The organism is Streptomyces sp. NPDC056169 (assembly GCF_042268445.1).
Classification (GTDB): Bacteria; Actinomycetota; Actinomycetes; order Streptomycetales; family Streptomycetaceae; genus Streptomyces.
On record NZ_JBHJUO010000008.1, the window covers coordinates 306,844 to 331,060 of the forward strand.

Genomic DNA, 24,217 nt, shown 5'->3' on the forward strand with positions numbered 1-24,217 from the left:
TGCGACGCTACGAGCGGGGGCCGGGGACGGTCCACGAGCCAGTGGGGCGTCCTCCCGATGACGCCGATCGGCGCGGCCGATGGGCGGTCCATCGGCAGAGCCGATGCGGGGCGGCCGATGGGCGCGGCCTAGTCGGCGGGCAGGGCGTCCCGCAGGCCCTTCGCGGTGGCGGCCGGGTCGTAGCCGTCAGGGGTGCCGTCGACCAGGACGATGTCGCCGTCGATGTGCCGGAACCGCATCGGCGCGATCTCCTGGTACGCGGGCGAGTCCCACCAGGCCCGCGCCTCGGCGATCCCGGGGAACCCGATCACCACCACCGGCCCGGGCCAGTTGCCCTCCTTCACCTCGTGCGTCGCCCCGTGCACGAGGAAGCGGCCGCCGTACGGCTCGAAGGTGGCGGAGATGCGCTCGATGTACTCGACGACCTCGATGTGCGGAGTCACGTTGAACAGCTTCGCTATGGCGTAGGCGGTCATGGTGGTGATGTCCTTCCGGTCGTTCGGGCTCCTTGTGCAACTGATCGTGGCATCGACACGCACAGGGGTCGATGACCTGCCAGGTAATCCCCCGGGGCCGCCCGCGCCCGACTACCGCGGCGCCATCGGAAGGGCCACCGCCTCCCGCCACACGGCCAACTGCGCGTCGTCCACGGGCTTCATGTCGCCCTGGTACAGCTGCGCGTGACCGTCCTTCGTGGCGTCCGCCCAGGCGTGAGTGGCGAACACGTACGTGCTGCCTTCCTCCAGCCGGTCGGCGGTGCCCTCGTCGAGGCCGTACGTCACGCGGACCGTCCCGTGCACGGTCCCCCGCAGGACGGAGGCGACTTCGACCTGGTAGACGTCCTGTGTCCACCCCTCGATGTCGCGCTGCTCCTCGAACGCGGCGACGCGTCCGGCGAAGACGTTCTCGGTGTGGGGGGCGGTGCCGGCCGGGCTGGTGGCGTCATAGCCCCGCAGGACCTCGCCCGCCCCGACCTGCTCCTCCAGCTGCTGGTAGCCGAACCAGCCGCCCAGCGCCAGCGCCCCGGCGACCACGGCTCCCGCCGCCAAAGCCATCGCTTTCCTGCTCGTGCTCATACTCATCCCCACAGTGCGTGATAGGCATTGACGTCGTGCGAGGTCGGAGCGTCGATCCGCTTCCCCTCGATGTGGCCGTAGTCCGCCCACAGCAGCGAGGGGTACATCCCGTACCCGTACTCCTTGTGGCAGAACCCCAGCGCGTGGCCCAGCTCGTGGGCGGCGACCCGCCTGCGATGCTCGGTCTTGCCGTACCGCTTCCCGTCGTCCAGGTAGGCGCGATTGAGCAACAGGTGATCCGTCCCGTGCCTCGCGGCCCACATGCCGTACACGTCGCTCCACTTGCCGGTGACGCTGTTGGCGTCCCGCCACTCCAGGTCGGCGTACGACGTCGCCCCGTCGGCCTTGATCTTCACCTGCTTGAGCGTGCCCGCCGTCCAGACCTTGACCGCATGCTTGCGCGCGTCGTCGAACTTCGACTCGTCGTCCCACGCGATCTCGTTGCCGTCGACGGAGGAGCGGCCACGGGAATCGACCTCTCCCTTCTCGCACTTGTGCGGAGCCGCAACCGAAGCCGCGTGCACGGGCGCCGGGACGGCAAGCAGGACGACGGCGGCGGAAGCGGCTGCCAGAGCTAAGTCATCCATCCTCATAGTCACCGGACGATAGCGTTCCGTGACGATGTCGCGTAATGACCCACCTCCAGCAGCCACCCCACCGCCCGCCGCACTCCCCTTCACCTCCTCCGCACGCCGGTTCACGCCCCCTATCGCGCTGGTGAAGGGCCGACAGGGCGCCCTCCCCGGGGGCCCGCCGCGGCCGGCGCGACCGCGTCCGGCGGGACCGCCCACTCCCTGCCCCCGCGCTCGGCCCCCAGGAACGCCATGGCCCGCTTCCGGCGCTCACCGGGGAGCTCCGCCGGGTCCTCGTAGTCGGCGATGACATCGCGCAGGATGCCGACCCGTCCGGCACCGCCCTGGACGCGCCTCCCGATGTCGTCGGCCGTGATCACGTGTGCCCCTGAGGGTGCCGCCGCAGGAAGACGTTGCAGTCGGACACGGTGGTGAAGTCCCCGCCGGCCCGCGCGCGGTCCCGCACGTTCGCGAGCTCGACGCAGCCGGCACAGCCTTCGACCGGCTCCGGGTCGGGGGAAGGGAGAGTGAGGTGGACGGGGTCGCACATGGTCGTCTTGGCGTTCTCCATGAACCTGACGCTAGGGACGAGGAGTTGACGCGCACCACGCAGTGTTCTCGACTGTTCTCGCTTCCCGGCGAGATGTTCTCGTACGTTCTCATGCGAAGCCCTTCGTCTTCTGGTGTGCGGCTCCGGGCTCCGGGGATGCTGAACGGACATCCACCTGTGGAGAGGACACCCATGCCGCGACGCTGGGACCTCGACAGCGAGTGGTGCACGAACATCCGGCACCAGACCTCGACCGGCAAGACCGTCGGGCGGGTACGCGTCGTCGACGACCCTCCCACCCAAGGGCAGTTGTTCCTGCTGGGCTACGCGGCGTGCAACGCCGCCACGGGCGAGGACGTGCGGAACCTGTGGCGGGCGGACGCCGACCGGATTCGGCTGCCCGCCGAGGACTTCTGGATCTTCGACTCGCGCCTGGTCGCGCTCCTCGACTTCGACGACGCCGACAACCTGCTCGACATCGAGGTGATCACGGAGCCGTCCGAGGTCCTGCGGTACGTCCAGGTGCGCGATGCTGCGATGCACCACGCCACCCCGTACAGCCGGTTTGCGGCACAACTGCCCCAACGCGAATAGCGGTTAGCGTGTACCGGTGAGCACGGACTACCAGCAGGCGCGGGAAGCCCTCGGGGCGAGACTCCGGGAACTGCGCGTCTCCGGCCCTGGCGGCCGGCTCACCGGTACGGCGCTGGCTCAGCAGCTGGGCTGGCCCCGTTCCAAGATCTCCAAGCTGGAGAACGGACGCCAGACAGCGACACCCGAGGACCTCAGGGCCTGGGCCGAGGCAACCGGCCTGCCGGAGGCGTGCGAAGAGCTGGAGAACCGGCTCAGGGGGTTCGAGTCCCACATCCGTTCATGGCGCCGCCAGCTGGCCGCAGGACACCGGCCGGTACAGGAGAACTGGAGCGCCGAGGTCTCGCGCTCCACGGTCATCCACGCGTGGGAACAGGCCGTCGTCCCGGGCATGCTGCAAACAGCCGAATACGCGCGGCACGTCTTCACGCGCTCCGCAGAGCTCCAGAACTCGCCGCGGGACACCGAGTCGGCCGTGCGTGCGCGGGTGAAGGGCCAGGATTGGCTCTACGAGTCGGGCAGGAAGTTCCGTGCGCTCGTATGGGAAGCCGCGCTGCACGCCCGCATCTGCCCTCCCTCGGTGCTGGCAGCCCAGCTCGACCGTCTCACAGGCGTGATCGGGATGGACACGGTGGAACTCGGCATCATCCCGCTCGGGGCACCCCTGAAGATCCCGACCGCCAACGGCTTCTGGGTCCTCGACGAGAGACTCGTGATCACCGAGGACTGGCACGCGGAGCTATGGCTCGACGATGCCGATTCCCTCGCGCTCTACCTGCGAGCGTGGAAGACGCTCCGCGAATCCGCCGCCTTCGGAACGGACGCCCAGAACCTGATCAGAAGCGTGCGGCGGACGCTGACCGCATGAGGGCAGGACGCCTCTACGCGCCGGCCTGCTGGACGCGGCTTACGCCGAACCCCGCCTGCGGCCCCGGAAAGCCTGCTCCCCGGGGCGCGGTGACGAACGGGAGGCGTCAGTTGTCGGAGCCGACGGTGTTGTCGCGGCCGGCGTTGAACACGTCGTCCTTCGCGAACTGGAGCCAGTCACCGAAGACGATGGTGTGCGAGGCCTCCGGCTCGAAGTCGACGTACACATCGGCACTCGCGACGCCGGCGGTGCCGAAGACGATGGCACCGGCGGCGAGGGCGGTCAGCAGGGAACGCATGGCAGAGACCTCTCAGTAGGACGGCAGAGCACCCCGCCAGCTAAGGCCACCCGCCGCCCGCCGTCCCCGCACCCGGCCGGTACGGCCCGGAGCCTCAACCGATCGGCGGCAGCGGCCCGTGCTGTCGGCGGTCCGCCGGGGGAAGAGTCCCGGCATGGACGAGGGTGCGCGACAGGACGCCGAGGCCGGGGCACTCTGACCCCTGAGGCCCTTGTGCCGCCGCCCCGGCCAGGGCGGCGGCACAGGGCCAGTCGTCGGTCAGGGGAGGGCCGCCGGGTGGCAGAGGCACCCGCACACGAGGTAGCGGACCCCCGGTACGCCGCTGTCGCGGGGGACCCCGTCCCGGCAGCGGTCGTGGCGGCCGACGATGCACCGTGGCGACCGGAACTCCGGCTCCGGCGCGGAGGCGAGGGCGCGGGTCAGCAGGGACACGGTCACCGCGTCGGCGACCTCCGGCGTCACCCACCAGCCGTCGCCCGCGCGGTCGCGGTGCGGGCCCTCGTGCCCCGCGGTGAGTACGCAGACCGAGCCGCCCCACACCGGCCGCACCACCTCGGCGACGTCGAGCACGGACCGCCTCGCCCCGCAGCGGCTCATCGGGCGCTCCCGGCGTGGATGTTGCGGTGGTCGACGTCCACCCCGACCGTGGCCAGCCACAACGCCCGCCGACGCCGCCGCTGCACGGCCCGGGCCGAGTCCGCCGCCAGGTATGGGCGCTCCAGCGGTGACCGGGCGCCGTCGAGGAGCGCGGTCTGCTCCCGGGCGTAGGGGGATCGCCGGGTCGGTGCGCGGTGGCGGGGCCCGGGGGTCGGCGCCGCCGGGCGCGGGTGGGTGACCGGGCGAGGCCGGTGCCTGCCGGTGGGCGGCAGGCTCAGCATCAGCAGCCCGAGCAAAAGGGGGATCAGCGCCCTGCCCAGTACGCGCGCGATAGTGTTCCGCACGTCATCAACTCCCTTAGTAGTTGGTGGCCATGCCCCGGGGCCGTTCCAGCGGTCGCCGGGGTTTCACATTCGCACTCAACGTAGCGCTAGCTACATAGTGATGCATCACTATGTAGCTAGATCCATCCAAACGTGGCCTTGTATGACTATCTAGCGTTGACCCATGAGCCTTGACCCGCACTCGGGACGCCCGCTGTACCTGCAGCTGGCCGACATGATCACCGAGTGGATCGGCACCGGGGAGTACGCCCCCGACCGAATGATCCCCACGCCCGCCCGCCTCGCCGAGGAGTACGGCATCGCCGTACTGACCGCCCGCCGGGCCATGCGCGAACTCCGCGAACGCGGCCTGATCGTCACCGTTCCCGGCAAGGGCTCCTACGTCACGCCACCCCTGGAAACACCAAGGCATGACGCCGGCGGTCCGGCAGGAAACAGCCCCCTCATGGACTGGGGACAGGCACGTCAGTGGCTCGGCACCGCCCTCGACGAGGCGCGGGCCGGGCTCGCCGAAGGCGGCATCCCCATCGGCGCCGCGCTCTACGGGGCCGACGGCGCGCTCCTCGGGCGCGGGCGCAATCGGCGCGTGCAGGACGGGGACCCGTCGACGCACGCCGAGACCGCCGCCTTCCGGGCCGCCGGCCGGCAGCGCTCGTACCGGGGGACGACCATGGTCACCACCCTGTCGCCGTGCTGGTACTGCTCCGGCCTCGTCCGGCAGTTCGGGATCTCACGGATCGTCATCGGCGAGGCCGAGACCTTCCACGGCGGGCACGACTGGCTCGCCCGGCACGGCGTCGAAGTGATCGTGCTCGACGATCCCGCGTGCGTCACGCTCATGACCGAATTCATCGCCGCGCACCCCGCCCTCTGGCACGAGGACATCGGAGAAGAGCCCTAGCTGTATTGCCTCGCTAGGTTGGGGACGCGGCTTGCGGGTGGTTTGCCTGTGAGTGCGGTGTGTCCGCGGTGGTGATTGCAGGAGCGGAGCCAGCCGGGGAACGCTTCGCGGAGTTCGATGTCTGACCGGTAGGGGCGGGCGTAGGCCCATTCGTCGAGCAGGGGGCCGGTTCCCGAGGCCGGAGGAGTATCCGGAGGCGGTGGTCGATTTCGTGCGCCGCGCGGTGGAGCTGCCGTGAGGCTACGCCGGTTATGGAGGGTGGCCGTACGGCGGTGCGGAAGCGGCGGGTGGTGCATTCCTCGACCCTTGACGGCCTCGGTCTCCTGTCCCGGACCCGGGTGCAAAGCAGGCGTCTCGGCTCTCGGCGGGGGTAGCGGGCTGGTCTGCTTGCCGGGAATCGGATCGCCATCAACGGGGTTGGTGGGGGACGAGCCGTTAATTGGAGGGTCATGCGAGCGATTCAGGTGTACGAAGTGGGCGGTCCCGAGGTGCTGCAGGAGGCCGAGGTGGACCAGCCGCGGCCGGGTCCGGGCGAGGCGATCGTGGAGGTCGCCGCATCCGGGGTCAACTTCCTCGACGTCTACCACCGCGAAGGCCGGTACAGCCTCCCGCTGCCCTTCACCCCGGGCGCTGAGGGCGCCGGCACGGTCGTCGAAGTCGGACCCGGCGTCGCTGACGTCGCAGTCGGGGACCGGGTCGGTTGGGTGGAGATTCCCGGCACGTATGCCGAGCGGGCCGTCGTGGACTCCTCCCGGCTGGTGCCGCTGCCCGACGACATCGGCTTCGAGACAGCCGCCGCCGTGCTCCTCCAAGGCATGACCGCGCACTATCTCGTCAAGGACGCCTACCCGGTTCAGGGGGGCGACACGGTGCTCGTGCATGCGGCTGCCGGCGGCATGGGGCTGCTTTTGACCCAGCTCATCACCCATCTCGGCGGCAGGGTGATCGGCACGACGTCGACCACGGCGAAGGCCGAGCTGGCGAAGCGTGCCGGGGCCGCTGAGGTGATCCTTTCCTCCGCGGTCGACGATCTCGCAGCCGAGGTGAGGCGGCTCAACGGCGGTCAGGGACTGCCGGTTGTCTTCGACGGCGTCGGCGCGCACACCTTCGATGCGAGCCTCGCCAGCCTGCGACCCCGCGGCCATCTCGTGCTCTTCGGCGCGGCAAGCGGTGCCGTGCCGCCGTTTGATCCGATTCGGCTCGCCCACGGCGGTTCGCTGACCCTGATCCGGCCCAGCCTCGGGGACTTCGTCGCCGATCGGTCCGAACTGCTCCGACGGGCCGCCGATGTGTTCGAGTGGGTGCGCTCCAAGGCGCTTGAGGTCACCGTAACGGGCCGCTACGCCTTGTCCGAGGCCGCCCGGGCCCACAGTGATCTGGAGGCTCGGCGTACCACCGGCAAGCTGCTCGTCATACCCGATGCGGCCGCTGTTGGACGCCGCGAGGAGACGCAGAGCTGATCGCGGGTGACGAGGTCGGGGATCTTGGAGACTGAGATGTCGAGGGCATGGCCGACCGTCATCGCCAAGATCCCCGACAGCGTCAGGCACTCAGCAGGCCAAGATCACGTTCTGGCGGGTTTCGCGCATCCGGGTCACGCCCCTTCAAGATCCCTCAGCCGAGACCTGGCTCACCCGTCCACAACCTCCCGGGACAGAACACCTGTGACGTGGTGGGTCGTTGCGTCGGTCGTTACCCATCCGGCGACGGCGAGGCAGCAGACCGATCAGCCCCGCCGAGAGTGAACATCCTTGGATCCAGGCCCTGTTGCGGGAAAGCTGGGGCGGGACACATCCCTGATCCCGGAGGCCCTCCATGAGCGCCGAGCACACGAACACCCTGTACGAGGCCGTGGGCGGCGCCGACGCGCTGCGCCGGCTCTCCGAGACGTTCTACGAGGGGGTCCTGGCCGACCCCCTCCTCGCACCCGTCTTCGCCGACTTCACCGCCACCCATGTGGAGCACGTGGCCGTGTGGCTGGCGGAGGTCTTCTCGGGGCCGGCCGAGTTCACGGCGGAGCACGGCGGGCACCAGGCCCTCCTCCGGGCCCATCTCGGGCTCGGCATCACCGAGGAGCAGCGGCTGCGCTGGATGGAGCTGATGACGGCGGCCGTGGAGAAGGAGCTGCCGGACGACGCCCTGCTGCGCCGCCGGGTGCTGGAGTACTTCGACTGGGGCACGCGGATCGCCGAGGACGTCTCGGCCTCCGCCCCGGGTACGGACCTCGGCGAACCCGGCCCCACCCCGCGCTGGGGCTGGGACGGCCTCGCCTGAGCCGCTCGACCGGGGTGCGCGCCCGAGGCGCTCGACCGAGGCGCTCGCCCCGGTGAGGCGGCCTGCCCCGCTGGGCAGATCCCTGCCGAAGGTCCCTGACGGGTCCTCACAACAACCTCGCAAAGGTTGACGTGATCCCAACACCCTGTCGATATCCTTGATTTGAGATGTGACGGGGCGCATCTCGTGGGGTAGCAGGGGGAAGCAGGGGGGTGGCGGGTGGACAGGGAGCTCTACGGCCGCGAGGCGGTCCTGCACGACGGTGGTCTGGTCGCACGGCTCAGCGGGCTCACCCGGCACGGTGCCGCGCGGGTCGCGTACGAGCACGGTGACGATCCGCCCGTGACCGTGTTCACCGGCGGGCGCGGCATGGGGAAGACCGCCCTGCTCAAGGAGGTCCGCAACCGGTACAAGGGGTACACGCCGCTCGCGCTGCTCGACTGCGCCCACGTCGAGCCGCCCGCCGAGCACGGGCCCGGCTGGAGCGAGGTCACCGGGGCGCTCACCGAGCTGGCCGTGCAGCTGTCGCCGAAGGTGCTCGCGGCGAAGCCCGTGCAGTTCCCGAGGCTCTCGCTGGGGCTCGTGGCCGTCGCCTCGCTCGGCTGGTCCCAGGAGGACGACGAGCGGGCCCGTACCGACCTCCAGCGGCTCGGGCCGCTGCTCGCGACCGTCGACGCGACGAAGGGGGCCGCCGGGAACTGGGTCTCCAAGGTCCTCTCCAAGCTGGCCGCCACCTTCGCGGAGAGCGCCGCGCCGCTCGCCGGGCTGCTCGCCGAGGCGACGGTGGAGACCGTCCTGGAGGAGGTCTTCGGGCGGTTCCAGCGCACTTCCGAGAACTGGTACGGCAGTTATCGCAACGCCGGCGGCCGGGGCAAAGCCGGGCTCCAGCAGCTCGCGATCGACTTCGAGCAGGGCGGCCGGCGCCGCCGCGAGGCCGAGGACTTCCTCGTCGGCGCCCTCACCGAGGACCTGCTCCACGCCTATACGGGGCTCCGGCGCGGCACCCGGATCGGGAGGCCCCTCCTGCTCTTCGACAACGCCCACGAACCGCTCGGCCGGCAGCTCGTCGAGCCGATCCTGCGCGCCCGCGCCGACGGCCGCCGCGACCGGGTCGTCGTCCTCGCCACCTCCCGGGTCCGCGAGCACGAGGGCCTGCGGCACGCCGTCCGGACCCGGTTACCGGAGACCGCGCACCGCGCGCCCTGCCCGCGCGGGACGAGCGTCGGCTCCGGCATCCTCGCCGTCGAGCTCACGCCGCTCTCCCCCGCCCAGACCCGCACCGCCTTCGACCACCACGACCCGGCCGGCCGCACCCCCGCCGAACTCGCCCGCGCCGTCCACCGGTTGACCGGCGGCCGGCCGCTCGGCGTGGCCCTCCTCGGCCGGGCCGCCGGCGAGGCCCCCGCGGAGCTCCGGGCCGACCTCACCCCGGGCGGGCTCCTCGACCTGACGGTGGAACTGCGCGAGGACGCCCCGCCGGTGCCCGTCGCCCCCACCCTCCTCGCCGAACTCCTCCCGGTACGGCGGCCCGGACCGTACGCCGTGCTCGCCGCCACCCACGACGAGGAGTCCGCGCGGTTCCTCGCCCACGCCCGCCTCCAGGGCGAGTCCCTGGACGGGGACGTGGCGCTGCGCGTCCGCGACCAGCTCCGCTCCGAGGACTGGCAGGAGGGACCCCGCCACTTCGTCGCCGACCCCCTCCTGCGATCCCTGCTCCTCCACCGGCTCCGCTTCGAGGACGACGACCATCCGCGCTACGCGGCCTGGCGCGCCGCCCACGAGACCCTGCACCGGCATTACGGGCCCGCGCCCGGCCCGTACCGCCTCCATCACGACCTCGCGCTCGGCCGCACCGAGGAGGCCGTCACCCACCTGCGGGTCACCTTCCCCGAGCAGGACGTCCTCGGCTGGCTCGGGCGGCTGCGGTTCGTCGCCGCCGCCCCGTACCCGCGCGAGCGCGGCCGGCCGGGGCCCGACCCGCGCCGGGCGATCGCCCTGGGCCAGGAACCGGTCGGCGACCCGGCCTTCTCCGGGCTCGACCCCGACAGCACCGAACTCCACCTGTCCGTACGGCGGTTGCTGCACGCCGTATGGCTGCTCACCGATCCGCTCGCACTGCCCGACGACGACGTGGCCGACCGCCTCGCGCACGAACTGCGCAGGCTCTCCGGCCGCCATCTGACGGGCAGCGGTTCGCTCTGGGACGCGGCCACCCACTGGCCGCGCGACATCCGCGCCTGGCGGGAGCTCTCGCTGCCGCCGGGCCGCGAGGACGGAGTCTGACGCCATGCCCGACCGTGCCCCCGGCCGTGTCCCCGGCCGCATCCCCGGCAGCCTTCCCGGCCGGCTGCGCCGCCGCGTCCGTACCCCCCGCCAGAAGCTCGTCGCCTCACTCGCCACGGCCGCCGTCGTCATCGGTCTCGGCGGATACGGGATCGCCCGGCTCACCACCCCGGAGGACCGTTCCTGCGCGGCCGGCGTCGAACGCCCCGAGGGCAGCTCCGAGTGCGTCGGCGTCAACGGCGACGGCCACGACTTCGGCATCGCCGAACTCACCGAGGTCGCCGGCGCCATCGGCCGCGAGAACGCCACGCTCAAGCCCGACGAGTACGCGACCGTCGCCGTGCTCCTGCCCCTGACCTCCCCCGACGGAGGCATGCGGACCAAAGTGCTCCACGAGGTCCAGGGCGCCTACGCCTACCAGTACCGCGCCAACCACGAGTCCAACAGCCAGACCCCGAAGATCCGGCTCGTCCTCGCCAACACCGGCCGGGGCAACGCCCACTGGCAGGCCACCACCCGGCAGCTCGCGTCGATGACCGGCGCCCCGGACCGGCTGCGGGTCGTCTCCGGCGTCGCCACCTCCTCGACCGCGATGCGGGAGGCCGTGACCGCCCTCACCCAGGGCGGGATCGCCGTCGTCGGCACCACCATCACCGCCGACGACATCGCCAACGGCCCCGGCGCCGGGAACAACCGCTACCCCGGCCTCGCCCGCGTCTCCCCCACCAACAGCGACGAGGCCAAGGCCCTCGCCCACTTCGGCCGCGTCAACGCCGCCAAGGCCCTCCTCGTCCAGGACACCCGCAGCGGCGACCACTACACGGACACCCTCAAGTCCGCCTTCGCCGCCTCCCTCAAGGGCGCGCCCTACGAGCCGCAGCTGTTCACCTCGCCGCCCGATCCGACCGACGAGGGCACCACCGCCAACACCTTCCGCCAGATCACCCACCTGATCTGCGACACCCGCGCCGAGACGGTCTTCTTCGCGGGCCGCCACACCCAGCTGCGCCAGTTCATCAACGCGCTGGGATCGCGGGGCTGCACCGACCGCGCCTTCACGATCCTGACCGGCGACGAGGGCTCGTACCTGGGCGCCGACAAGCAGCTCGACCGGAACGCGCTCAAGGCGAAGCTGACCGTCCGCTACGCCGCGCTCGCCCACCCCGACGCCTGGAAGCCGGCGCCCGGGCGGACGGTCCCGGCGACGGGCGGTTCGGTGGTGGCGTACACGACCTTCGAGACGGACATCGCCCGCGCCTCGAAGAAGCCGGTGGCGCTCGCGGACGGGCAGGCGATCGTCGCGTACGACGCGATGGCGACGGCCGTCCACGCGATCCGCCAGGCCACACCGCTCGACGCCCGGTACCCGGAGCTCTCGGACGTGGTCACGCAGTGGCCGCAGGTGAAGGGCTCGCTGCGGGTGCAGGGCGCGAGCGGCTGGATCTGCCTCGACAACTACGGCAACCCGTACAACAAGGCCGTCCCGATCGTGGAGCTGGCCCTGGACGGCTCCCAGCGCTTCGTCCAGATCGCCTGGCCGGAGAAGAACCCCCCGAGCACGTCCTGCCTCCCGCCGAAGCGGGGGTGAGGAGCTCGCCTACGGCACCCACTTCGGCCAGGGCGCCTCGTCCCGCTCGTACAGCGCCCGCAGGTCCCGCCACCGCTCGGGCGACCAGGCGGCCCAGTCCGTCCGGCGGCCCTCCAGCGCCGCCGCGAGCCGCTCGAAGTGGTCGTGCCACCCCGCCAAACAGTCCAGCCGGTACTCCCGCGTCCCCCGGAACTCGTTGGTGAAACGCAGCACGGTCGACCCGCCGCTCCCGGACCCCGGCTCCAGATGGAACCGGATCCGGCCGTGCGGCGGATCGACCGTGTACTCGGCGACGTACTCGGGGTCCCAGGCGGTCACCCGCCCCGAGACCTCCGTCTCACTGTTGAGCCAGCGGAGCGTGACCCGGCCGCCGAGCCGGGGCTCCAGCGGGTCCGCCGCGCACAGCCAGCCCGGCAGGCCCTCGGGGGTCGAGACGGCCTCCCAGACCTCCGCCGGCGGATGCGGGAGCTCCATGACGTACCGCAGCAGGTGCGTGTCGCCGTCGTGGGTCTCGCACCTGCCCCGGGGTATCTCGCTCATACCTCCAGCGTGGCCCCGGGGTCCCCCGCCCGCGACTCCGCGCCTACCGCGACTCCGCTACCTGCTCCGTTACTCCACGCCCGCGTAGGAGTGCTTGCTGGTGACGAAGATGTTGACGCCGTAGTAGTTGAAGAGGAAGCAGCCGAAGGCGATGAGCGCGATGTACGCGGCCTTCCGCCCCTTCCAGCCGGCCGTGGCGCGCGCGTGCAGGTACGCCGCGTAGCCGACCCACGTGATGAAGGACCAGACCTCCTTGGCGTCCCAGCCCCAGTAGCGGCCCCACGCGTCGCCGGCCCAGATCGCGCCCGCGATGATCGTGAAGGTCCACAGCGGGAAGACGGCGGCGTTGACCCGGTACGCGAACTTGTCGAGCGAGGCCGCCGAGGGCAGCCGCTCCAGGACGGAGCGGGCGAAGGCGCTCGGGGAGCCGCCGCTCGCGAGCTTGCTCTCGTACGAGTCGCGGAAGAGGTACAGGACGGTGCCGACGGCCGCGAGGTAGAACACCGCGCCGCAGAAGATCGCGGTCGAGACGTGGATCCACAGCCAGTACGAGTCGAGCGCCGGCACGAGCTGGTCGCTGGGGGTCTTCAGCCAGGTGGTGGCGAGGCCCAGGTCGAGCAGGACGGTCGTGACCAGCGGCAGGCCGATCCAGCGCACGTTCTTCTTGGCGAGGAGGAAGCCGAGGTACGCGCCGACCGCCACCGTCGAGAAGGTGGTGGAGAACTCGTACATGTTGCCCCAGGGGGCGCGCTGCACGGCGAGGGCCCGGCTGACCACACCCGCCGCCTCGACCGCGAAGGCGAGGACGGTGAGCGAGACGGCGATCCGGCCGTACAGGTCGCCCTTGAAGGTGCCGCCGGACGCGCCGGGGCCGTCCGGGACGTCCCGGGTGCCGGCCGCGGAGCGCGTGACGATCTTCGGCTTGTCGAGGACCGCGGTGGAGCCGGCCGCCTGCTTGACCTGGACGGTCACGGCGGCAGCCGCGGCCGGGGTCTGCCGCGTGAGGGCGGCGGCGGTGCGGCCGACCTTGCTGCGGCTGCCGAGGACCCACTCGGCGATGTGCGCGAAGAAGGCCAGGGTGTAGACGGCCATGGAGGAGTAGATGAGCAGGTCGCTCATCTTCGCCAGGCCTTCGTTGGTGGTGGCGGCGAGGATCACTTGTCGGCCTCTCCAGAAGGGGCAGGGTCTTCTGCGGGTTCTTCCGCGGGTTCTGGCGCGGGTTCTGGCGCGGGTTCTGGCGCTGTGGGCGGCGGCGCGTCGTGAGCCGGGGGCGCCTGCGCCGTGAGCGCGACCGCGAGGTCGCCCAGCTCCTCCGGGAGCCTGGCGGACTCGCTCCGGCCGAGGCCGGCCATCTCGACGACGGTCACGCCGTCCTCACCCCGTACGGCACGGACCCAGACCCGGCGCCGCTGGATGAAGAGCGAACCGGCCAGACCGGCGATCGCCGCGATCGCACCCGCGAGGGCGAGGCCGTTGCCCGGCTGCTGCGAGATCTGGAAGCTGGCCCACTCCTTGACGTCCTTCTCGAAGGTGATCGAGCCGGCCCCGTCGGGGAGCTTCATCGTCTCGCCGGGCAGCAGGCGGTCGGCGAGCTTGTTGCCCGACTCGTCCGTGAACTGGGTCATCTTGGACTTGTCGAGCTGGTACACGTTCTGCGGCAGACCGGAGTTCACGCGCAGGTCGCCGTGGTAGCCGGTGAGTGCCATGACCGGGAAGTCGAGCGCCGGGAACTGCGAGAACATCGTGCCCGCACCCGCGCCCGCGAAGGTCGGCACGAAGAAGGCCTGGAAGCCCAGCTGCTCCTTCTTGCCCTTGCCGTTCCCGGCGCGGTAGCCGTCCATCACCTTGATCGCGCCGGTCGACGTGATGTTGTTGTCGATCGGCAGGAGCGGCACGGCGCCGTGGTAGACGGTCTTGCCGCTGCCGTCCTTGACGGTGACGACGGGCGCGTAGCCGTGGGCGATCAGATAGACCTTGGACGAACCGACCTTGAGCGGCTCGTTGACCCGGATGACCGCCTTCTTCTCCGCGCCGTCGGCCTCGGAGTACCGCACCTTCGCCTCGAAGGTGCGGGGGGTGCCGCGCTGCGGGCCGCTCTTCTCGTACGTGCCGTCGAAGGCGTCGAGGGTGAAGGTGAACGGCTCCAGCTCCTCCGTACCGAACTGCGAGCCGGACTTGAAGTCGTCGTACTGCGTGAGCGTGTTGGAGAAGCCGTCGCCCTCGACGATCAGCTTGCCGCCCTCGGACTTGAAGAGCTGGCCCCAGGCGAAGGCGACGAGGATCACGATCAGGGCGACGTGGAAGAGGAGGTTGCCCGCCTCGCGCAGGTAGCCCTTCTCGGCGGCGATCGCGTCGCCGGCGGTGTGGGCGCGGAACCGGCGGCCCTTGAGGACGGCGAGCGCGGCCGCGCGGACCTGCTCGGGCTCGGCCTCGGTGCGCCAGGTGGTGTACGCGGGGAGCCGGTCCAGGCGGCGGGGGGCGCCCGGCGGACGGCTGCGGAGCTGGCCGACGAACTGCCAGCTGCGCGGCACGATGCAGCCGATGAGGGAGACGAACAGCAGCATGTAGATCGCGGAGAACCACACGGAGCTGTAGACGTCGAAGAACTGGAGCTTCTCGTAGATCGGCGTGAGCGTCTCGTGGGCGTCCTTGAAGGCCTGGACCTTCAGCTCGTCCGCGCTGGTCTGCGGGATGAGGGAGCCGGGGACGGCGCCGAGGGAGAGCATGAAGAGCAGGATCAGCGCGACCCGCATGGAGGTCAGCTGCCGCCAGAACCAGCGGATCCAGCCGACGACCCCGAGGACGGGTCCGCCGAGGGGGGTCTCGCCGCGGTCCTCGGCGGGGGCGGTGGAGAGCTGGGCGCCGGCCGCTTCGTCGGCCTTGCGCTCGGTCTCCGCCGCGCCGGACGCGTCAGCCGTGCCGGACGCGTCAGCCGTGCCGGGTGCACCGGGGGTGTCGGGCGTGTCAGCCGCGCCGGGCCTACCGGATGTATCGGTCGTGCTCATGGAACTCAGATCCCCACCGTGAAACCGCTGGACCAGCCCTGCATCGTGGCGACCATGTCGTCCCACGCGCCCGTGAGGAGCAGGAGGCCGGTGACGATCATCATGCCGCCGCCGATCCGCATGACCCACACGTAGTGCTTCTTGACCCATCCGAACGCGCCGAGCGCCTTGCGGAAGGCGATGGCGGCGAGCACGAACGGTACGCCGAGGCCGAGGCAGTACGCGAAGGCGAGTATCGCGCCGCGTCCGGCGCTGGCCTCCTGGAAGGCGAGCGCCTGGACGGAGGCGAGGGTCGGGCCGATGCACGGGGCCCAGCCGATGCCGAAGAGCGCGCCGAGCACCGGGGCGCCGATCAGTCCGGCGGCGGGCTTCTTGTGGAAGCGGAACTCGCGCTGCGTGAACCAGGGCATCAGGCCGGCGAAGAAGACGCCCATGAGGATCATGAGCACGCCGAGGATCGTGGTGAGCGTCTCGCTGTACTTCTGGAGGGTCGACCCGAAGTAGCCGAAGAGGGCGCCGCCGGAGACGAACACGGCGGTGAAGCCGAGGACGAAGAGGACGGCGCCGGCGGTCATCCGGCCGCGGCGGCTCTCCGCGAGGTCGGCGCCGGTGACCCCGGTGACGTACGAGAGGTAACCGGGGACGAGCGGGAGCACGCACGGCGAGAAGAAGGAGACCAGACCGCCGAGGACCGCGATGGGCAGGGCGAGCAGCAGGGCTCCGCTGTTGACCGTCTCGATCACGGGCTCACTTCTCCTTGAGGAGCGGCTCGATCATCGACCGGAGCTTCTCCTCGTCGAGCGCCATGAGGGAACGGGCGGCGATCTTGCCCTCCTTGTCGAGGACGACGGTGGAGGGGATGCCCTGGAGGCTGAGGGTGCCCTTGGGGAAGCCGAAGAGGATCAGCTTGCCCTGCGGGTCGTAGAGGCTCGGGTAGGGCACCCCGTAGTCCTCTTCGAAGGCGAGCGCGGGCTGCTTGTTGGGGTCGCGGGTGTTGAGTCCGACGAACTCGACGCCCTTGCCCTCCAGGTCCTTGGCGACCTTCGCGAAGTGGGGAGCCTCGGCACGGCAGGGGGCGCACCAGGAGCCCCAGGCGTTGAGGACGACGACGTTGCCCTTGAGGTCGGCGACGTCGAGCTGCTTGCCGTCGAGGGTTTCGCCGGCGAGCTTCCCGGTGCTCGCCCGCTCGCCCTTGGCGGCGGTGGAGATGCCGCCCGTGTTGGTCACGAAGTTGGTGTTGCCACCGCCGCCGGACTTGCCGTTGCTGTCGCCGCCGCAGGCCGAGAGCGTGAGGGCGGCGGACAGCACTCCGACGGCGAGCAGGGTGCGTCGTGGGGCACGGCTGGCACGGCTAAGGCTCATGTGAAAAGTTTCGCATGGGCGTTTGGGGGATCTTGGGCACCCCCCTACGTGCCCGTAAAGCCCCTTGTCAAGGTCGCTTAAGGCGTCGGGGTGGGCTTGAGGAAGGTGTTCCACCCGCCTGTGGGCTTCTGTCCCACTTCCAGCGAGCGCAGCGTGGCGAGGATCTTCGGGTCCTGCACGTCGAGCCAGTCCACGAACTGCTTGAAGGAGACGAGCCGGACGTCCTTCTTTCCGGCCATTCCCTTGATGGCGTCCTCGACGGCGTCCATGTAGATGCCGCCGTTCCACTGCTCGAAGTGGTTGCCGATGTAGAAGGGCGCGCGGTTCGACTCGTACGCGCGGTTGAAGCCGCCGAGCAGGGCGTCGGTGGCCTGCTTGCGCCAGCCCGGGTAGCGGGACGGCATGCCCTTCGTCGTGTTCTTCGACTGGTTGGCGAGCATGTTGTAGTCCATGGAGAGGACCTCGAAGGAGTGCCCGGGGAAGGGCACCGCCTGGAGCGGCAGGTCCCAGATGCCCTGGCGCTTGACCGGCCAGGTCTGCCGGCCGCCGGGCGAGCTGGCGTCGTAACGCCAGCCGAGCCGCTTGGCGGTGGGGAGCAGGTTGTCCTGGCCGAGGAGGCAGGGGGTACGGCCGCCGACGAGCTCCTTCGAGTAGTCGAAGGGCAGCGGGTCGAGGTCGGTCCAGCCGCTGTTGGTCTTCCACTCGGTGACGAACTTCATCGCCTGGTCGATCTCGCTCTGCCACTGGGCCGGGGTCCAGTTGCCGACGGAGCCGGAGCCGCCGCAGAAGTGCCCGTTGAAGTGGGTGCCGATCTCGTGGCCTTCGAGCCAGGCCTGCCGGACGTACTTCAGCGTGTCCTTGATGTGGTCGTCGGTGAGGTAGCCGATGTCGGAGGCGCCGACGCGGTTGTTCGGCGGGCGGTAGAGGTCCTTCTTCGACTCGGGGAGGAGGTAGATCCCGGAGAGGAAGAAGGTCATCGCCGCGTCGTGGTTCTTGGCGAGTTCGAGGAAGCGGGGGAAGAGGCCGTTGCCGACCTCTCCGGCGCCGTCCCAGGAGAAGATCACGAACTGCGGCGGGGTCTGGCCGGGTTCGAGCGGCACGGGGGCGTCGGGCTGGTGCGGCTGCTTGCCGGTGTCGGCGGTGGAACCGTCGCCGATGAGCTTGGCGTCGTCCTTGGTCGGAGCGGGTGTGGTCGGCTGCGCTGACGCGTCGCCCCCCTTGCCGGGTCCGGAACGTCCCGGCTTGTCCTCGTTGTTGCTGCCGCAGCCGGCGATTCCCATCGCCGCGGCGGCGCCAACGCCTGCCCCGAGGAGCCCCCTTCGACTGATTCCGCTGATCCCGCGCATGACATCCCCATTCGCGCTGACGTATGACCTAAACGTCATCCAAACCGACAATGAGTGAGATGCAGGGAGGAACACGGAGGTTCCGGAAATTCGCACATAAATTTCAAGGGCGGCCGGATGGCATGTACACCACCTGACCGCCCTGACGATGGACCTCTTCGCGCGCCGTGTCCAGTGGGGCCGTTCCCGAAGATCCCAGGACTACGGCTATGCCCCGAAGATCCCCGGAACCACGTCCCGAAGATCCTCGGAACCACGTCCCGATGATCCCCGGAACCACGCCCCGAAGACCCTCGGAACCACGCTCCGAAGATTCCCTCGGAATTACGCCCCGAAAGCCTTCGACTTCCCCTTCACCGGCTTCGCCCCGGCGAGGAGGTGCGCCGGGACGAGGTCCCGGGCCGGCTCGCTGTACCCGACCGAGACGATCCGGTCGCCCTGGTACGTGAACGAGGTCAGCGAGGCCAGCGTGCACTGCCGGCGCCGCGGGTCGTGCCAGAGGCGCCGCTTCTCCACGAAGCTCCTGACGATCCAGATCGGCAGCTGGTGACTGACGCAGACCGCCTCGTGCCCGCGGGCCGCGTCCTTCGCCGCGTCCAGCGCGCCCATCATCCGGACGACCTGCTCGACGTACGGCTCGCCCCACGACGGCTGGAACGGGTTGGTGAGGTGCTTCCAGTTCCCCGGCTTGCGCAGGGCCCCGTCGCCGACGCCGAAGGTCTTGCCCTCGAAGACGTTCGCCGCCTCGATGAGCCGCTCGTCGCTCGCCAGGTCGAGCCCGTGCGCCTTGGCGACCGGCATCGCCGTCTCCTGCGCCCGCTCCAGCGGGGAGGCGACGACGTACGTGACGTCCCGGCCGGCCAGGTGCTCGGCGACCCGGTCCGCCATCTGACGGCCGAGCTCGGAGAGGTGGTAGCCGGGGCGGCGGCCGTAGAGGACCCCGTCCGGGTTGTGGACCTCGCCGTGCCGCATCAGGTGGACGACGGTGATGTCCTCGCCGGCCCTCCGCGTGTTCGTCGTCTCGCTCATGCCGTGGCCTCCGCGGCGGCGCGGGCGGCGGCCGGCAGCGCGGCGGCGATCCGCTCGATCGCCCGCTCGTCGTGGGCGGCCGACACGAACCAGGACTCGAAGGCGGACGGCGGCAGGTACACGCCGTCGGCCAGCATCGAGTGGAAGAAGGCGTTGAAGCGGAAGGCCTCCTGCTGCTTCGCCTCGTCGTAGTTCCGCACCTCGTCCGCGGTGAAGAAGACCGAGAACATGTTGGAGGCGGTCTGCAGCCGGTGCGCGACGCCCTCCTTGGCGAGGGCGCCCGTGACCAGCCCCTGGATCTCCTTCGACACCGCGTTCACCTTCTCGTACGCGGCGTCGTCGAGCAGCCGCAGCTGCGCGAGACCGGCGGCGGTGGCGATCGGGTTACCGGAGAGCGTGCCCGCCTGGTAGACCGGCCCGGCCGGGGCCAGGTGTCCCATGACGTCGGCGCGGCCGCCGAACGCGGCGGCCGGGAAGCCACCGCCCATGACCTTGCCGAAGGTCAGCAGGTCGGCCTTGACGCCGTCGACGCCGTACCAGCCGGCCCGCGACGTACGGAAACCGGTCATCACCTCGTCGGAGATGTACAGCGCGCCGTTCTCCCGGCACAGGTCCGCCAGGCCCTGGTTGAAGCCCTCCGCCGGCGGCACGACGCCCATGTTGCCGGGCGAGGCCTCGGTGATCACACAGGCGATCTCGCCCGGGTGCGCGGCGAAGGCCGCCCGCACCGCTTCGAGGTCGTTGTACGGCAGCACGACCGTGTCCCCGGCCTGGGCGCCGGTCACGCCGGGCGTGTCCGGGAGGCCGAGGGTGGCGACACCGGAACCGGCCGCGGCCAGCAGCGCGTCCACGTGACCGTGGTAGCAGCCGGCGAACTTGACGACCTTTGCCCGCCCGGTGAACCCGCGGGCGAGCCGGATCGCGGACATCGTGGCCTCCGTACCGGAGGAGACGAGGCGGACCTGCTCGACCGGCTCGACGCGCGCGACGATCTCCTCCGCGAGCGCGACCTCGCCCTCGCCCGGCGTACCGAAGGAGGTGCCGCGGGCCACGGCGGCCTGCACCACGGCGGTGACCTCGGGGTGCGCGTGGCCGAGAATCATCGGCCCCCACGAGCAGACCAGGTCGACGTACTCACGACCGTCGGCGTCGGTGAGGTACGGACCGGTACCGGAGACCATGAACCGGGGCGTACCGCCCACGGCTCGGAAGGCACGCACCGGTGAGTTCACGCCGCCGGGCGTCACGAGGGACGCGCGGTCGAAAAGCGTCTGTGAGACTGGGGCTTCGTATGAATACGGCACTGTGATCCTGACCTGCGAGTACGGCTGCGAGTACGACTTCGGTTACAGCTTCGGTGACGACTTCGGGAACGGCTTCGGGTGCTACTTCGGGTACGGCATCGAGTTCGGAGGAACGGCGTGAACACCCTGGTATGACGCCGGGGCGGCTGTCCGCCGCGTCTGCGAAACTGGGGCGTCATAGGGATGGCTCACGGAATCCATGGTGTCAGAGGCCACGGCGTTCTTGCGGACAGGTGTTTCACCGTACGAACGTGGGGGAGGTCACTGACACGATGATCGGGTTGCGCGGCGGGGTCGTGTTGCCGAGAAAAAGCAGTCGGGTGGAGATATGCATCGCGGTGGCGGACCGGGCGAGGGGACGGACGACCTGGGTCCGGAGTCTGCCCGGCGGGGGAGGCACCGGCGCCGGCGGGCGGACGGGCCGACTCCGGGCGCGCCCGGCACTCCGGGGAACCCCGGCGGCCAGGGCCCCGAGGCGGATCCCGGACCCGGAAGCGGGAGTGGCCGGTCGTTGGGAGTGACGTACAAGTACTTCGGCGCGCCCGACGGCGCCACGGCGGCCCGCGTCCCGATCTCGATGCGCCCCGAGGAACTCGGCGGTGACGAGCTCGGCATGGGTGGCATGTTCACCAAGATCAAGCCGGAGACGATAGCGGCGATGGTCCTGACGGGCATCCAGGGCATGCCCCTGCACAAGGTGCCCCCGCTGGAGCTCGTCGTCCTCCACCCTGACTACGCCGTCGTAAAGCTCCCGATGACCGTGGTCGACCCGCTGCGCGGGATCGGCGAGGAGTCGGTCGGCGCCGCCGCCTTCATCTGGTCCACGGTCCCCGACCGCGGCGGCCCGCGCGACGCCTTCGACGTCTACCAGCTGCTCCACGAGTGGCAGGACTTCTCGGTCCGCCTCCACGAGGCGGGCCACCAGCCGTACTGCCTGGTCTGGCCGTAACCCCGCTCCGAGAGGAAAGGGCCGCCGGTGGTACGACCACAGGCGGCCTTGCACTTCTACGGAGCCGTCCCGCCTCCGCCGCCGCAGTCGACGAGCTCGTCGAGCTCCCGGCCCGTCACGACCCCCTGGGCAGTCCAGTACGAGCCGGCGGGCGGCGCGGCCGCCCGTACCGCCGCGAGGTCGAAGACCGCGCCCGCCCCGTCCTCGGAGCCGTAGCCGACCGACACGTCGAGCAGCTTCGGCAGCTCCGCGGGACGGGTGGCCGGAAGGGACGTCCGGTACTCCTCCGCGGCCCACAGCCGCAGCACCCCGCCCCGCCCCTCCTCGGTCAGCGGCCCGTCGGCCCGCCACACGAGCTTCTCCTTGTCGCTGTCCCGGAGCTCCACCCGCCGCACCCGCTCCGACGGGCACTGGGCGGCCTTCACCGTGACCGTGTCCCCGTCGATCCGCAGCCCGAGGAGGCTGGGGCCGACGGGGTCGGACATGCCGCGCACGACGGCGACCCAGAGGAACACGAGCGCGGCCGGCACGGCCAGGACCACCAGCGTGATCAGGCCGATGACGAGGGCCCTGCGGCCCCGCCGCGGCTCGGAGTAGTGGCGCATGCGGTCACGGTATCGATCACGGATAGGGCGCAACCGGCGGAACTGGAAGCCTTGTCATTCGCTCTGCTCTCGCTGCTCTCTCTGCTCTCGCTCCTGTTCGGCGAGTTCGCGGGCGGAGGCGATCCGGTACGGCACGTCGATGACCACGACGTGCTTCATGAACAGCAGCCGGGTCTTGAGGCGCAGCGCGCTCTGGTTGTGCAGGGGCTGCTCCCACCAGTGCCCCACCACGTACTCGGGGATGACCACCGAGACGACCGAGTCGGGCGCCCGCTCGGTCGTCTCCCTGACGTGCCGCAGGATCGGCTGGACGAGCGAGCGGTACGGGGAGCTGAGCACCCGCAGCGGCACGTCGATGCCGTGGGCCTCCCAGGTCGCGCGGAGCACCTCCACCTCCGCCGGGTCCTCGGCGACGGTCACGGCCGTGAGGGAGGCCGGTCGCAGGGTCTTCGCGTACGACAGGGCGCGCAGGCTGGGCGCGTTGACCGAGGCCACGAGCACGAGGACGTGGTTCTCGGCGAGGGCGTGGGGGCGTGCGCCGGGGCCGACGGCGACCTCGGCGGCGACGGCGTCGTAGTGCCGCCGCACCCCCTTCATCCCGGCGAAGAGCACCGGCATCGCGATGACGACCAGCCAGGCGCCGTGCGTGAACTTGGTGATGAGGACGATGACGAGGACGACCGCGGTCAGACAGGCACCGAAGGCGTTGATCGCGAGGCGGATCCTGATGGAGCGACGGGTCAGGGCGGGGCTACGGGACGGGGCGGGGCTACGGGACGGGGCAGGGCGGCGGGCCGGGGCGGGGCGGCGGCGGTCGGCCCCGGTGGGCGCGGCGAGTTCTCGCCGCCAGTGCTTGACCATCCCGGCCTGGGAAAGGGTGAAGGAGACGAAGACGCCGATGATGTAGAGCTGGATCAGCCGGGTCAGCTGCGCGTCGAAGGCGACGATGAGGACGATCGCGGCGAGCGAGAGAAGGACGATGCCGTTGGAGTGGACGAGCCGGTCCCCGCGGTGGAAGAGCTGGCGGGGCGCGTAGCGGTCGCGGCCGAGCACCGAGGCGAGCATCGGGAAGCCGTTGAAGGCGGTGTTGGCCGCCAGGATCAGGACGCCCGCGGTGACGGCCTGGAGCGCGTAGAAGAGGACGTGCCAGTCGCCGAAGGTCGCCCGGCCGATCTGGGCGAGCGCCGTGGACATCGGGGTGCCGGGAGCGAGCCCGAGCTCGGTGGGGTCCTCGGCGACGTGGACCTCGTAGACCATGGCGAGCACGGTGATCCCGGAGAACATGGTCGCCGAGAGCACGCCCATGATCGCGAGGGTCATGGCCGCGTTGTGGCTCTTCGGTTTGGCGAAGGCGGGGACGCCGTTGCTGACGGCCTCGACGCCGGTCAGCGCGGTGCAGCCGGAGGCGAAGGCGCGCAGGGCGAGGAGGACGAGCGCGAGCCCGGAGTAGGACGAGACCGCGTTGACGGGCAGGTCGGCGGATTCGGCGCGGATCGTGGTCCCGGTCGCCATGCGGACGGCCGCCACGGCGAACATGACGTAGATGACGGCGATGAAGGCGTACGTGGGAAGCGCGAACCACCGCCCCGACTCGCGCACACCGCGCAGGTTCAGCCAGGCCAGCACCGCCACGAAGCCCACCGACAGGGCCACGGCGTGCCCGTCGAGCGAGGGGACGGCCGAGGTGATCGCGGCGACCCCGGAGACGACGGAGACGGCGACGGTCATCACGTAGTCGATGAGCAGGGCGGAGGCGGCGGTGAGCGCGGCGGTCTGCCCCAGGTTCTCGGCGGAGACGACATAGGCCCCGCCGCCGCCCGGGTAGGCGTAACAGGTCTGCCGGTAGGACGCGACGACGACCAGCAGCAGGATCACGATGCCGGCCGCCGCGTACCAGGTCAGATGGAGCACGGCGAGGCCACCGAGGGCGAGGATCAGCAGGATCTCCTCGGTCGCGTAGGCGACGGAGGAGAGCGGGTCGCTGCAGAAGATCGGCAGGGCCAGCCGCTTCGGCAGCAGGGTCTCACCGAGCCGACCGCTGTCCAACGGACGTCCTACGAGCAGGCGTTTCGCCGCACTTCCAGCTCTCATAAGTGCTGAAGTTAGGACGAATGGTATGTAATGCGCGGAAGCCG

At 70.9% G+C, this 24,217-nt stretch carries 25 protein-coding genes and 3 pseudogenes; 9 read left to right on the top strand and 19 right to left on the bottom strand.

Annotated elements, in window-relative coordinates:
- Nucleotides 1-128: 128 nt before the first annotated feature.
- The 5 genes from ACFC0G_RS15680 to ACFC0G_RS15700 form a co-directional block, all read right to left on the bottom strand.
- Nucleotides 129-476, bottom strand: coding sequence for a DUF1330 domain-containing protein (locus ACFC0G_RS15680; RefSeq protein ID WP_376403131.1), 348 nt, complete (start codon nt 474-476; stop codon nt 129-131).
- 111 nt (nt 477-587) lie between these two features.
- Nucleotides 588-1,055, bottom strand: coding sequence for a hypothetical protein (locus tag ACFC0G_RS15685; RefSeq protein WP_376403134.1), 468 nt, complete (start codon nt 1,053-1,055; stop codon nt 588-590).
- Nucleotides 1,056-1,078: 23 nt separating this feature from the next.
- Nucleotides 1,079-1,663: a hypothetical protein gene (locus ACFC0G_RS15690; RefSeq protein WP_376403136.1), complete on the bottom strand. Its 585-nt coding sequence runs from the start codon at nt 1,661-1,663 to the stop codon at nt 1,079-1,081.
- Between the two features lie 119 nt (nt 1,664-1,782).
- Nucleotides 1,783-2,028, bottom strand: a complete 246-nt coding sequence (locus ACFC0G_RS15695) for a hypothetical protein (RefSeq protein ID WP_376403139.1) — start codon at nt 2,026-2,028, stop codon at nt 1,783-1,785.
- The gene (locus ACFC0G_RS15700) at nt 2,025-2,219 is read right to left on the bottom strand and encodes a hypothetical protein (RefSeq protein WP_376403358.1); all 195 of its coding nucleotides are present in this window, start codon (nt 2,217-2,219) and stop codon (nt 2,025-2,027) included. The genes ACFC0G_RS15695 and ACFC0G_RS15700 overlap by 4 nt, the downstream gene beginning before the upstream one ends.
- Before the next feature lie 186 nt (nt 2,220-2,405).
- On the opposite strand from ACFC0G_RS15700, the pseudogene ACFC0G_RS15705 reads away from it, so the two are divergent.
- Together ACFC0G_RS15705 and ACFC0G_RS15710 are read left to right on the top strand one after the other, a co-directional pair.
- A pseudogene (locus ACFC0G_RS15705) lies at nt 2,406-2,792 on the top strand (DUF6879 family protein); the annotation flags it as partial.
- 16 nt (nt 2,793-2,808) lie between these two features.
- Complete coding sequence (locus ACFC0G_RS15710; protein WP_376403141.1) at nt 2,809-3,657, top strand: helix-turn-helix domain-containing protein; 849 nt, start codon at nt 2,809-2,811, stop codon at nt 3,655-3,657.
- Nucleotides 3,658-3,763: 106 nt separating this feature from the next.
- Here the strand turns inward: ACFC0G_RS15710 and ACFC0G_RS15715 are convergent, their stop codons facing one another.
- From ACFC0G_RS15715 to ACFC0G_RS15725, 3 genes are all read right to left on the bottom strand, one after another.
- Nucleotides 3,764-3,955 carry a hypothetical protein gene (locus tag ACFC0G_RS15715; RefSeq protein ID WP_376403144.1) on the bottom strand — a complete coding sequence of 64 codons (192 nt, stop codon included), beginning with the start codon at nt 3,953-3,955 and terminating at the stop codon, nt 3,764-3,766.
- Between the two features lie 258 nt (nt 3,956-4,213).
- The gene (locus ACFC0G_RS15720; protein WP_376403147.1) at nt 4,214-4,552 is read right to left on the bottom strand and encodes a hypothetical protein; all 339 of its coding nucleotides are present in this window, start codon (nt 4,550-4,552) and stop codon (nt 4,214-4,216) included.
- Entirely contained in the window at nt 4,549-4,896 is a 348-nt protein-coding gene (locus ACFC0G_RS15725) for a hypothetical protein (protein ID WP_376403150.1), read from the bottom strand. The genes ACFC0G_RS15720 and ACFC0G_RS15725 overlap by 4 nt, the downstream gene beginning before the upstream one ends.
- A 163-nt stretch (nt 4,897-5,059) precedes the next feature.
- Here ACFC0G_RS15725 and ACFC0G_RS15730 point away from each other — a divergent pair.
- Nucleotides 5,060-5,269: pseudogene (locus ACFC0G_RS15730) on the top strand (GntR family transcriptional regulator); the annotation flags it as partial.
- 72 nt (nt 5,270-5,341) lie between these two features.
- A complete protein-coding gene (locus tag ACFC0G_RS15735) occupies nt 5,342-5,797 on the top strand; it encodes a nucleoside deaminase (protein ID WP_376403343.1) in 456 nt (151 codons plus the stop codon).
- Here ACFC0G_RS15735 and ACFC0G_RS15740 read toward each other — a convergent pair.
- Nucleotides 5,794-5,958, bottom strand: a pseudogene (locus ACFC0G_RS15740) (IS481 family transposase); the annotation flags it as partial. The gene ACFC0G_RS15735 and the pseudogene ACFC0G_RS15740 overlap by 4 nt on opposite strands.
- Nucleotides 5,959-6,246: 288 nt before the next feature.
- Between ACFC0G_RS15740 and ACFC0G_RS15745 the strand changes: the two are divergent.
- From ACFC0G_RS15745 to ACFC0G_RS15760, 4 genes are all read left to right on the top strand, one after another.
- Nucleotides 6,247-7,257, top strand: coding sequence for a quinone oxidoreductase (locus tag ACFC0G_RS15745; protein ID WP_376403152.1), 1,011 nt, complete (start codon nt 6,247-6,249; stop codon nt 7,255-7,257).
- Between the two features lie 355 nt (nt 7,258-7,612).
- Nucleotides 7,613-8,071: a group II truncated hemoglobin gene (locus ACFC0G_RS15750; protein WP_376403155.1), complete on the top strand. Its 459-nt coding sequence runs from the start codon at nt 7,613-7,615 to the stop codon at nt 8,069-8,071.
- Nucleotides 8,072-8,290: 219 nt separating this feature from the next.
- The gene (locus ACFC0G_RS15755) at nt 8,291-10,354 is read left to right on the top strand and encodes a hypothetical protein (RefSeq protein ID WP_376403158.1); all 2,064 of its coding nucleotides are present in this window, start codon (nt 8,291-8,293) and stop codon (nt 10,352-10,354) included.
- 4 nt (nt 10,355-10,358) lie between these two features.
- The gene (locus tag ACFC0G_RS15760; protein ID WP_376403161.1) at nt 10,359-11,942 is read left to right on the top strand and encodes a hypothetical protein; all 1,584 of its coding nucleotides are present in this window, start codon (nt 10,359-10,361) and stop codon (nt 11,940-11,942) included.
- A gap of 9 nt (nt 11,943-11,951) precedes the next feature.
- On the opposite strand, the gene ACFC0G_RS15765 is transcribed toward ACFC0G_RS15760, so the two are convergent.
- The 8 genes from ACFC0G_RS15765 to hemL form a co-directional block, all read right to left on the bottom strand.
- Nucleotides 11,952-12,482: an SRPBCC domain-containing protein gene (locus tag ACFC0G_RS15765; protein ID WP_376403163.1), complete on the bottom strand. Its 531-nt coding sequence runs from the start codon at nt 12,480-12,482 to the stop codon at nt 11,952-11,954.
- A gap of 69 nt (nt 12,483-12,551) precedes the next feature.
- On the bottom strand, nt 12,552-13,640 hold the full coding sequence (ccsB, locus tag ACFC0G_RS15770; RefSeq protein ID WP_376403166.1) for a c-type cytochrome biogenesis protein CcsB: 1,089 nt from the start codon (nt 13,638-13,640) through the stop codon (nt 12,552-12,554).
- On the bottom strand, nt 13,637-15,487 hold the full coding sequence (locus ACFC0G_RS15775; RefSeq protein WP_376403169.1) for a cytochrome c biogenesis protein ResB: 1,851 nt from the start codon (nt 15,485-15,487) through the stop codon (nt 13,637-13,639). The genes ccsB and ACFC0G_RS15775 overlap by 4 nt, the downstream gene beginning before the upstream one ends.
- A 5-nt stretch (nt 15,488-15,492) precedes the next feature.
- Nucleotides 15,493-16,230, bottom strand: coding sequence for a cytochrome c biogenesis CcdA family protein (locus ACFC0G_RS15780; RefSeq protein WP_376403172.1), 738 nt, complete (start codon nt 16,228-16,230; stop codon nt 15,493-15,495).
- A 4-nt stretch (nt 16,231-16,234) separates the two neighbouring features.
- Nucleotides 16,235-16,849 (bottom strand): TlpA family protein disulfide reductase, encoded by a 615-nt coding sequence (locus tag ACFC0G_RS15785; RefSeq protein WP_376403175.1) that lies wholly within the window; start codon nt 16,847-16,849, stop codon nt 16,235-16,237.
- A gap of 77 nt (nt 16,850-16,926) precedes the next feature.
- Nucleotides 16,927-18,186, bottom strand: coding sequence for a hypothetical protein (locus tag ACFC0G_RS15790; protein WP_376403346.1), 1,260 nt, complete (start codon nt 18,184-18,186; stop codon nt 16,927-16,929).
- 333 nt (nt 18,187-18,519) lie between these two features.
- Complete coding sequence (locus tag ACFC0G_RS15795; RefSeq protein WP_376403178.1) at nt 18,520-19,224, bottom strand: histidine phosphatase family protein; 705 nt, start codon at nt 19,222-19,224, stop codon at nt 18,520-18,522.
- Nucleotides 19,221-20,528 (bottom strand): glutamate-1-semialdehyde 2,1-aminomutase, encoded by a 1,308-nt coding sequence (hemL, locus tag ACFC0G_RS15800; RefSeq protein ID WP_376403181.1) that lies wholly within the window; start codon nt 20,526-20,528, stop codon nt 19,221-19,223. The genes ACFC0G_RS15795 and hemL overlap by 4 nt, the downstream gene beginning before the upstream one ends.
- A gap of 328 nt (nt 20,529-20,856) precedes the next feature.
- On the opposite strand from hemL, the gene ACFC0G_RS15805 reads away from it, so the two are divergent.
- A complete protein-coding gene (locus tag ACFC0G_RS15805) occupies nt 20,857-21,477 on the top strand; it encodes a hypothetical protein (RefSeq protein ID WP_376403184.1) in 621 nt (206 codons plus the stop codon).
- 56 nt (nt 21,478-21,533) lie between these two features.
- On the opposite strand, the gene ACFC0G_RS15810 is transcribed toward ACFC0G_RS15805, so the two are convergent.
- Both ACFC0G_RS15810 and ACFC0G_RS15815 read right to left on the bottom strand, forming a co-directional pair.
- Nucleotides 21,534-22,082, bottom strand: coding sequence for a hypothetical protein (locus ACFC0G_RS15810; protein WP_376403187.1), 549 nt, complete (start codon nt 22,080-22,082; stop codon nt 21,534-21,536).
- Between the two features lie 54 nt (nt 22,083-22,136).
- Nucleotides 22,137-24,173, bottom strand: a complete 2,037-nt coding sequence (locus ACFC0G_RS15815; protein ID WP_376403190.1) for an APC family permease — start codon at nt 24,171-24,173, stop codon at nt 22,137-22,139.
- Nucleotides 24,174-24,217: the final 44 nt, after the last annotated feature.

Excerpts from the sequence above, each read along its gene's own strand:
- ACFC0G_RS15805 (WP_376403184.1), top strand. The coding sequence starts at position 20,857 with ATGCATCGCGGTGGCGGACCGGGCGAGGGGACGGACGACCTGGGTCCG.
- ACFC0G_RS15720 (WP_376403147.1), bottom strand. The coding sequence starts at position 4,552 with ATGAGCCGCTGCGGGGCGAGGCGGTCCGTGCTCGACGTCGCCGAGGTG.
- ACFC0G_RS15715 (WP_376403144.1), bottom strand. The coding sequence starts at position 3,955 with ATGCGTTCCCTGCTGACCGCCCTCGCCGCCGGTGCCATCGTCTTCGGC.
- ACFC0G_RS15765 (WP_376403163.1), bottom strand. The coding sequence starts at position 12,482 with ATGAGCGAGATACCCCGGGGCAGGTGCGAGACCCACGACGGCGACACG.
- ACFC0G_RS15815 (WP_376403190.1), bottom strand. The coding sequence starts at position 24,173 with ATGAGAGCTGGAAGTGCGGCGAAACGCCTGCTCGTAGGACGTCCGTTG.
- ACFC0G_RS15680 (WP_376403131.1), bottom strand. The coding sequence starts at position 476 with ATGACCGCCTACGCCATAGCGAAGCTGTTCAACGTGACTCCGCACATC.
- ACFC0G_RS15775 (WP_376403169.1), bottom strand. The coding sequence starts at position 15,487 with ATGAGCACGACCGATACATCCGGTAGGCCCGGCGCGGCTGACACGCCC.
- ACFC0G_RS15785 (WP_376403175.1), bottom strand. The coding sequence starts at position 16,849 with ATGAGCCTTAGCCGTGCCAGCCGTGCCCCACGACGCACCCTGCTCGCC.
- ACFC0G_RS15750 (WP_376403155.1), top strand. The coding sequence starts at position 7,613 with ATGAGCGCCGAGCACACGAACACCCTGTACGAGGCCGTGGGCGGCGCC.
- ACFC0G_RS15700 (WP_376403358.1), bottom strand. The coding sequence starts at position 2,219 with ATGGAGAACGCCAAGACGACCATGTGCGACCCCGTCCACCTCACTCTC.
- ACFC0G_RS15795 (WP_376403178.1), bottom strand. The coding sequence starts at position 19,224 with ATGAGCGAGACGACGAACACGCGGAGGGCCGGCGAGGACATCACCGTC.
- ACFC0G_RS15690 (WP_376403136.1), bottom strand. The coding sequence starts at position 1,663 with ATGGATGACTTAGCTCTGGCAGCCGCTTCCGCCGCCGTCGTCCTGCTT.
- ACFC0G_RS15685 (WP_376403134.1), bottom strand. The coding sequence starts at position 1,055 with ATGGCTTTGGCGGCGGGAGCCGTGGTCGCCGGGGCGCTGGCGCTGGGC.
- ACFC0G_RS15810 (WP_376403187.1), bottom strand. The coding sequence starts at position 22,082 with ATGCGCCACTACTCCGAGCCGCGGCGGGGCCGCAGGGCCCTCGTCATC.
- ACFC0G_RS15745 (WP_376403152.1), top strand. The coding sequence starts at position 6,247 with ATGCGAGCGATTCAGGTGTACGAAGTGGGCGGTCCCGAGGTGCTGCAG.
- ACFC0G_RS15760 (WP_376403161.1), top strand. The coding sequence starts at position 10,359 with ATGCCCGACCGTGCCCCCGGCCGTGTCCCCGGCCGCATCCCCGGCAGC.
- ACFC0G_RS15735 (WP_376403343.1), top strand. The coding sequence starts at position 5,342 with ATGGACTGGGGACAGGCACGTCAGTGGCTCGGCACCGCCCTCGACGAG.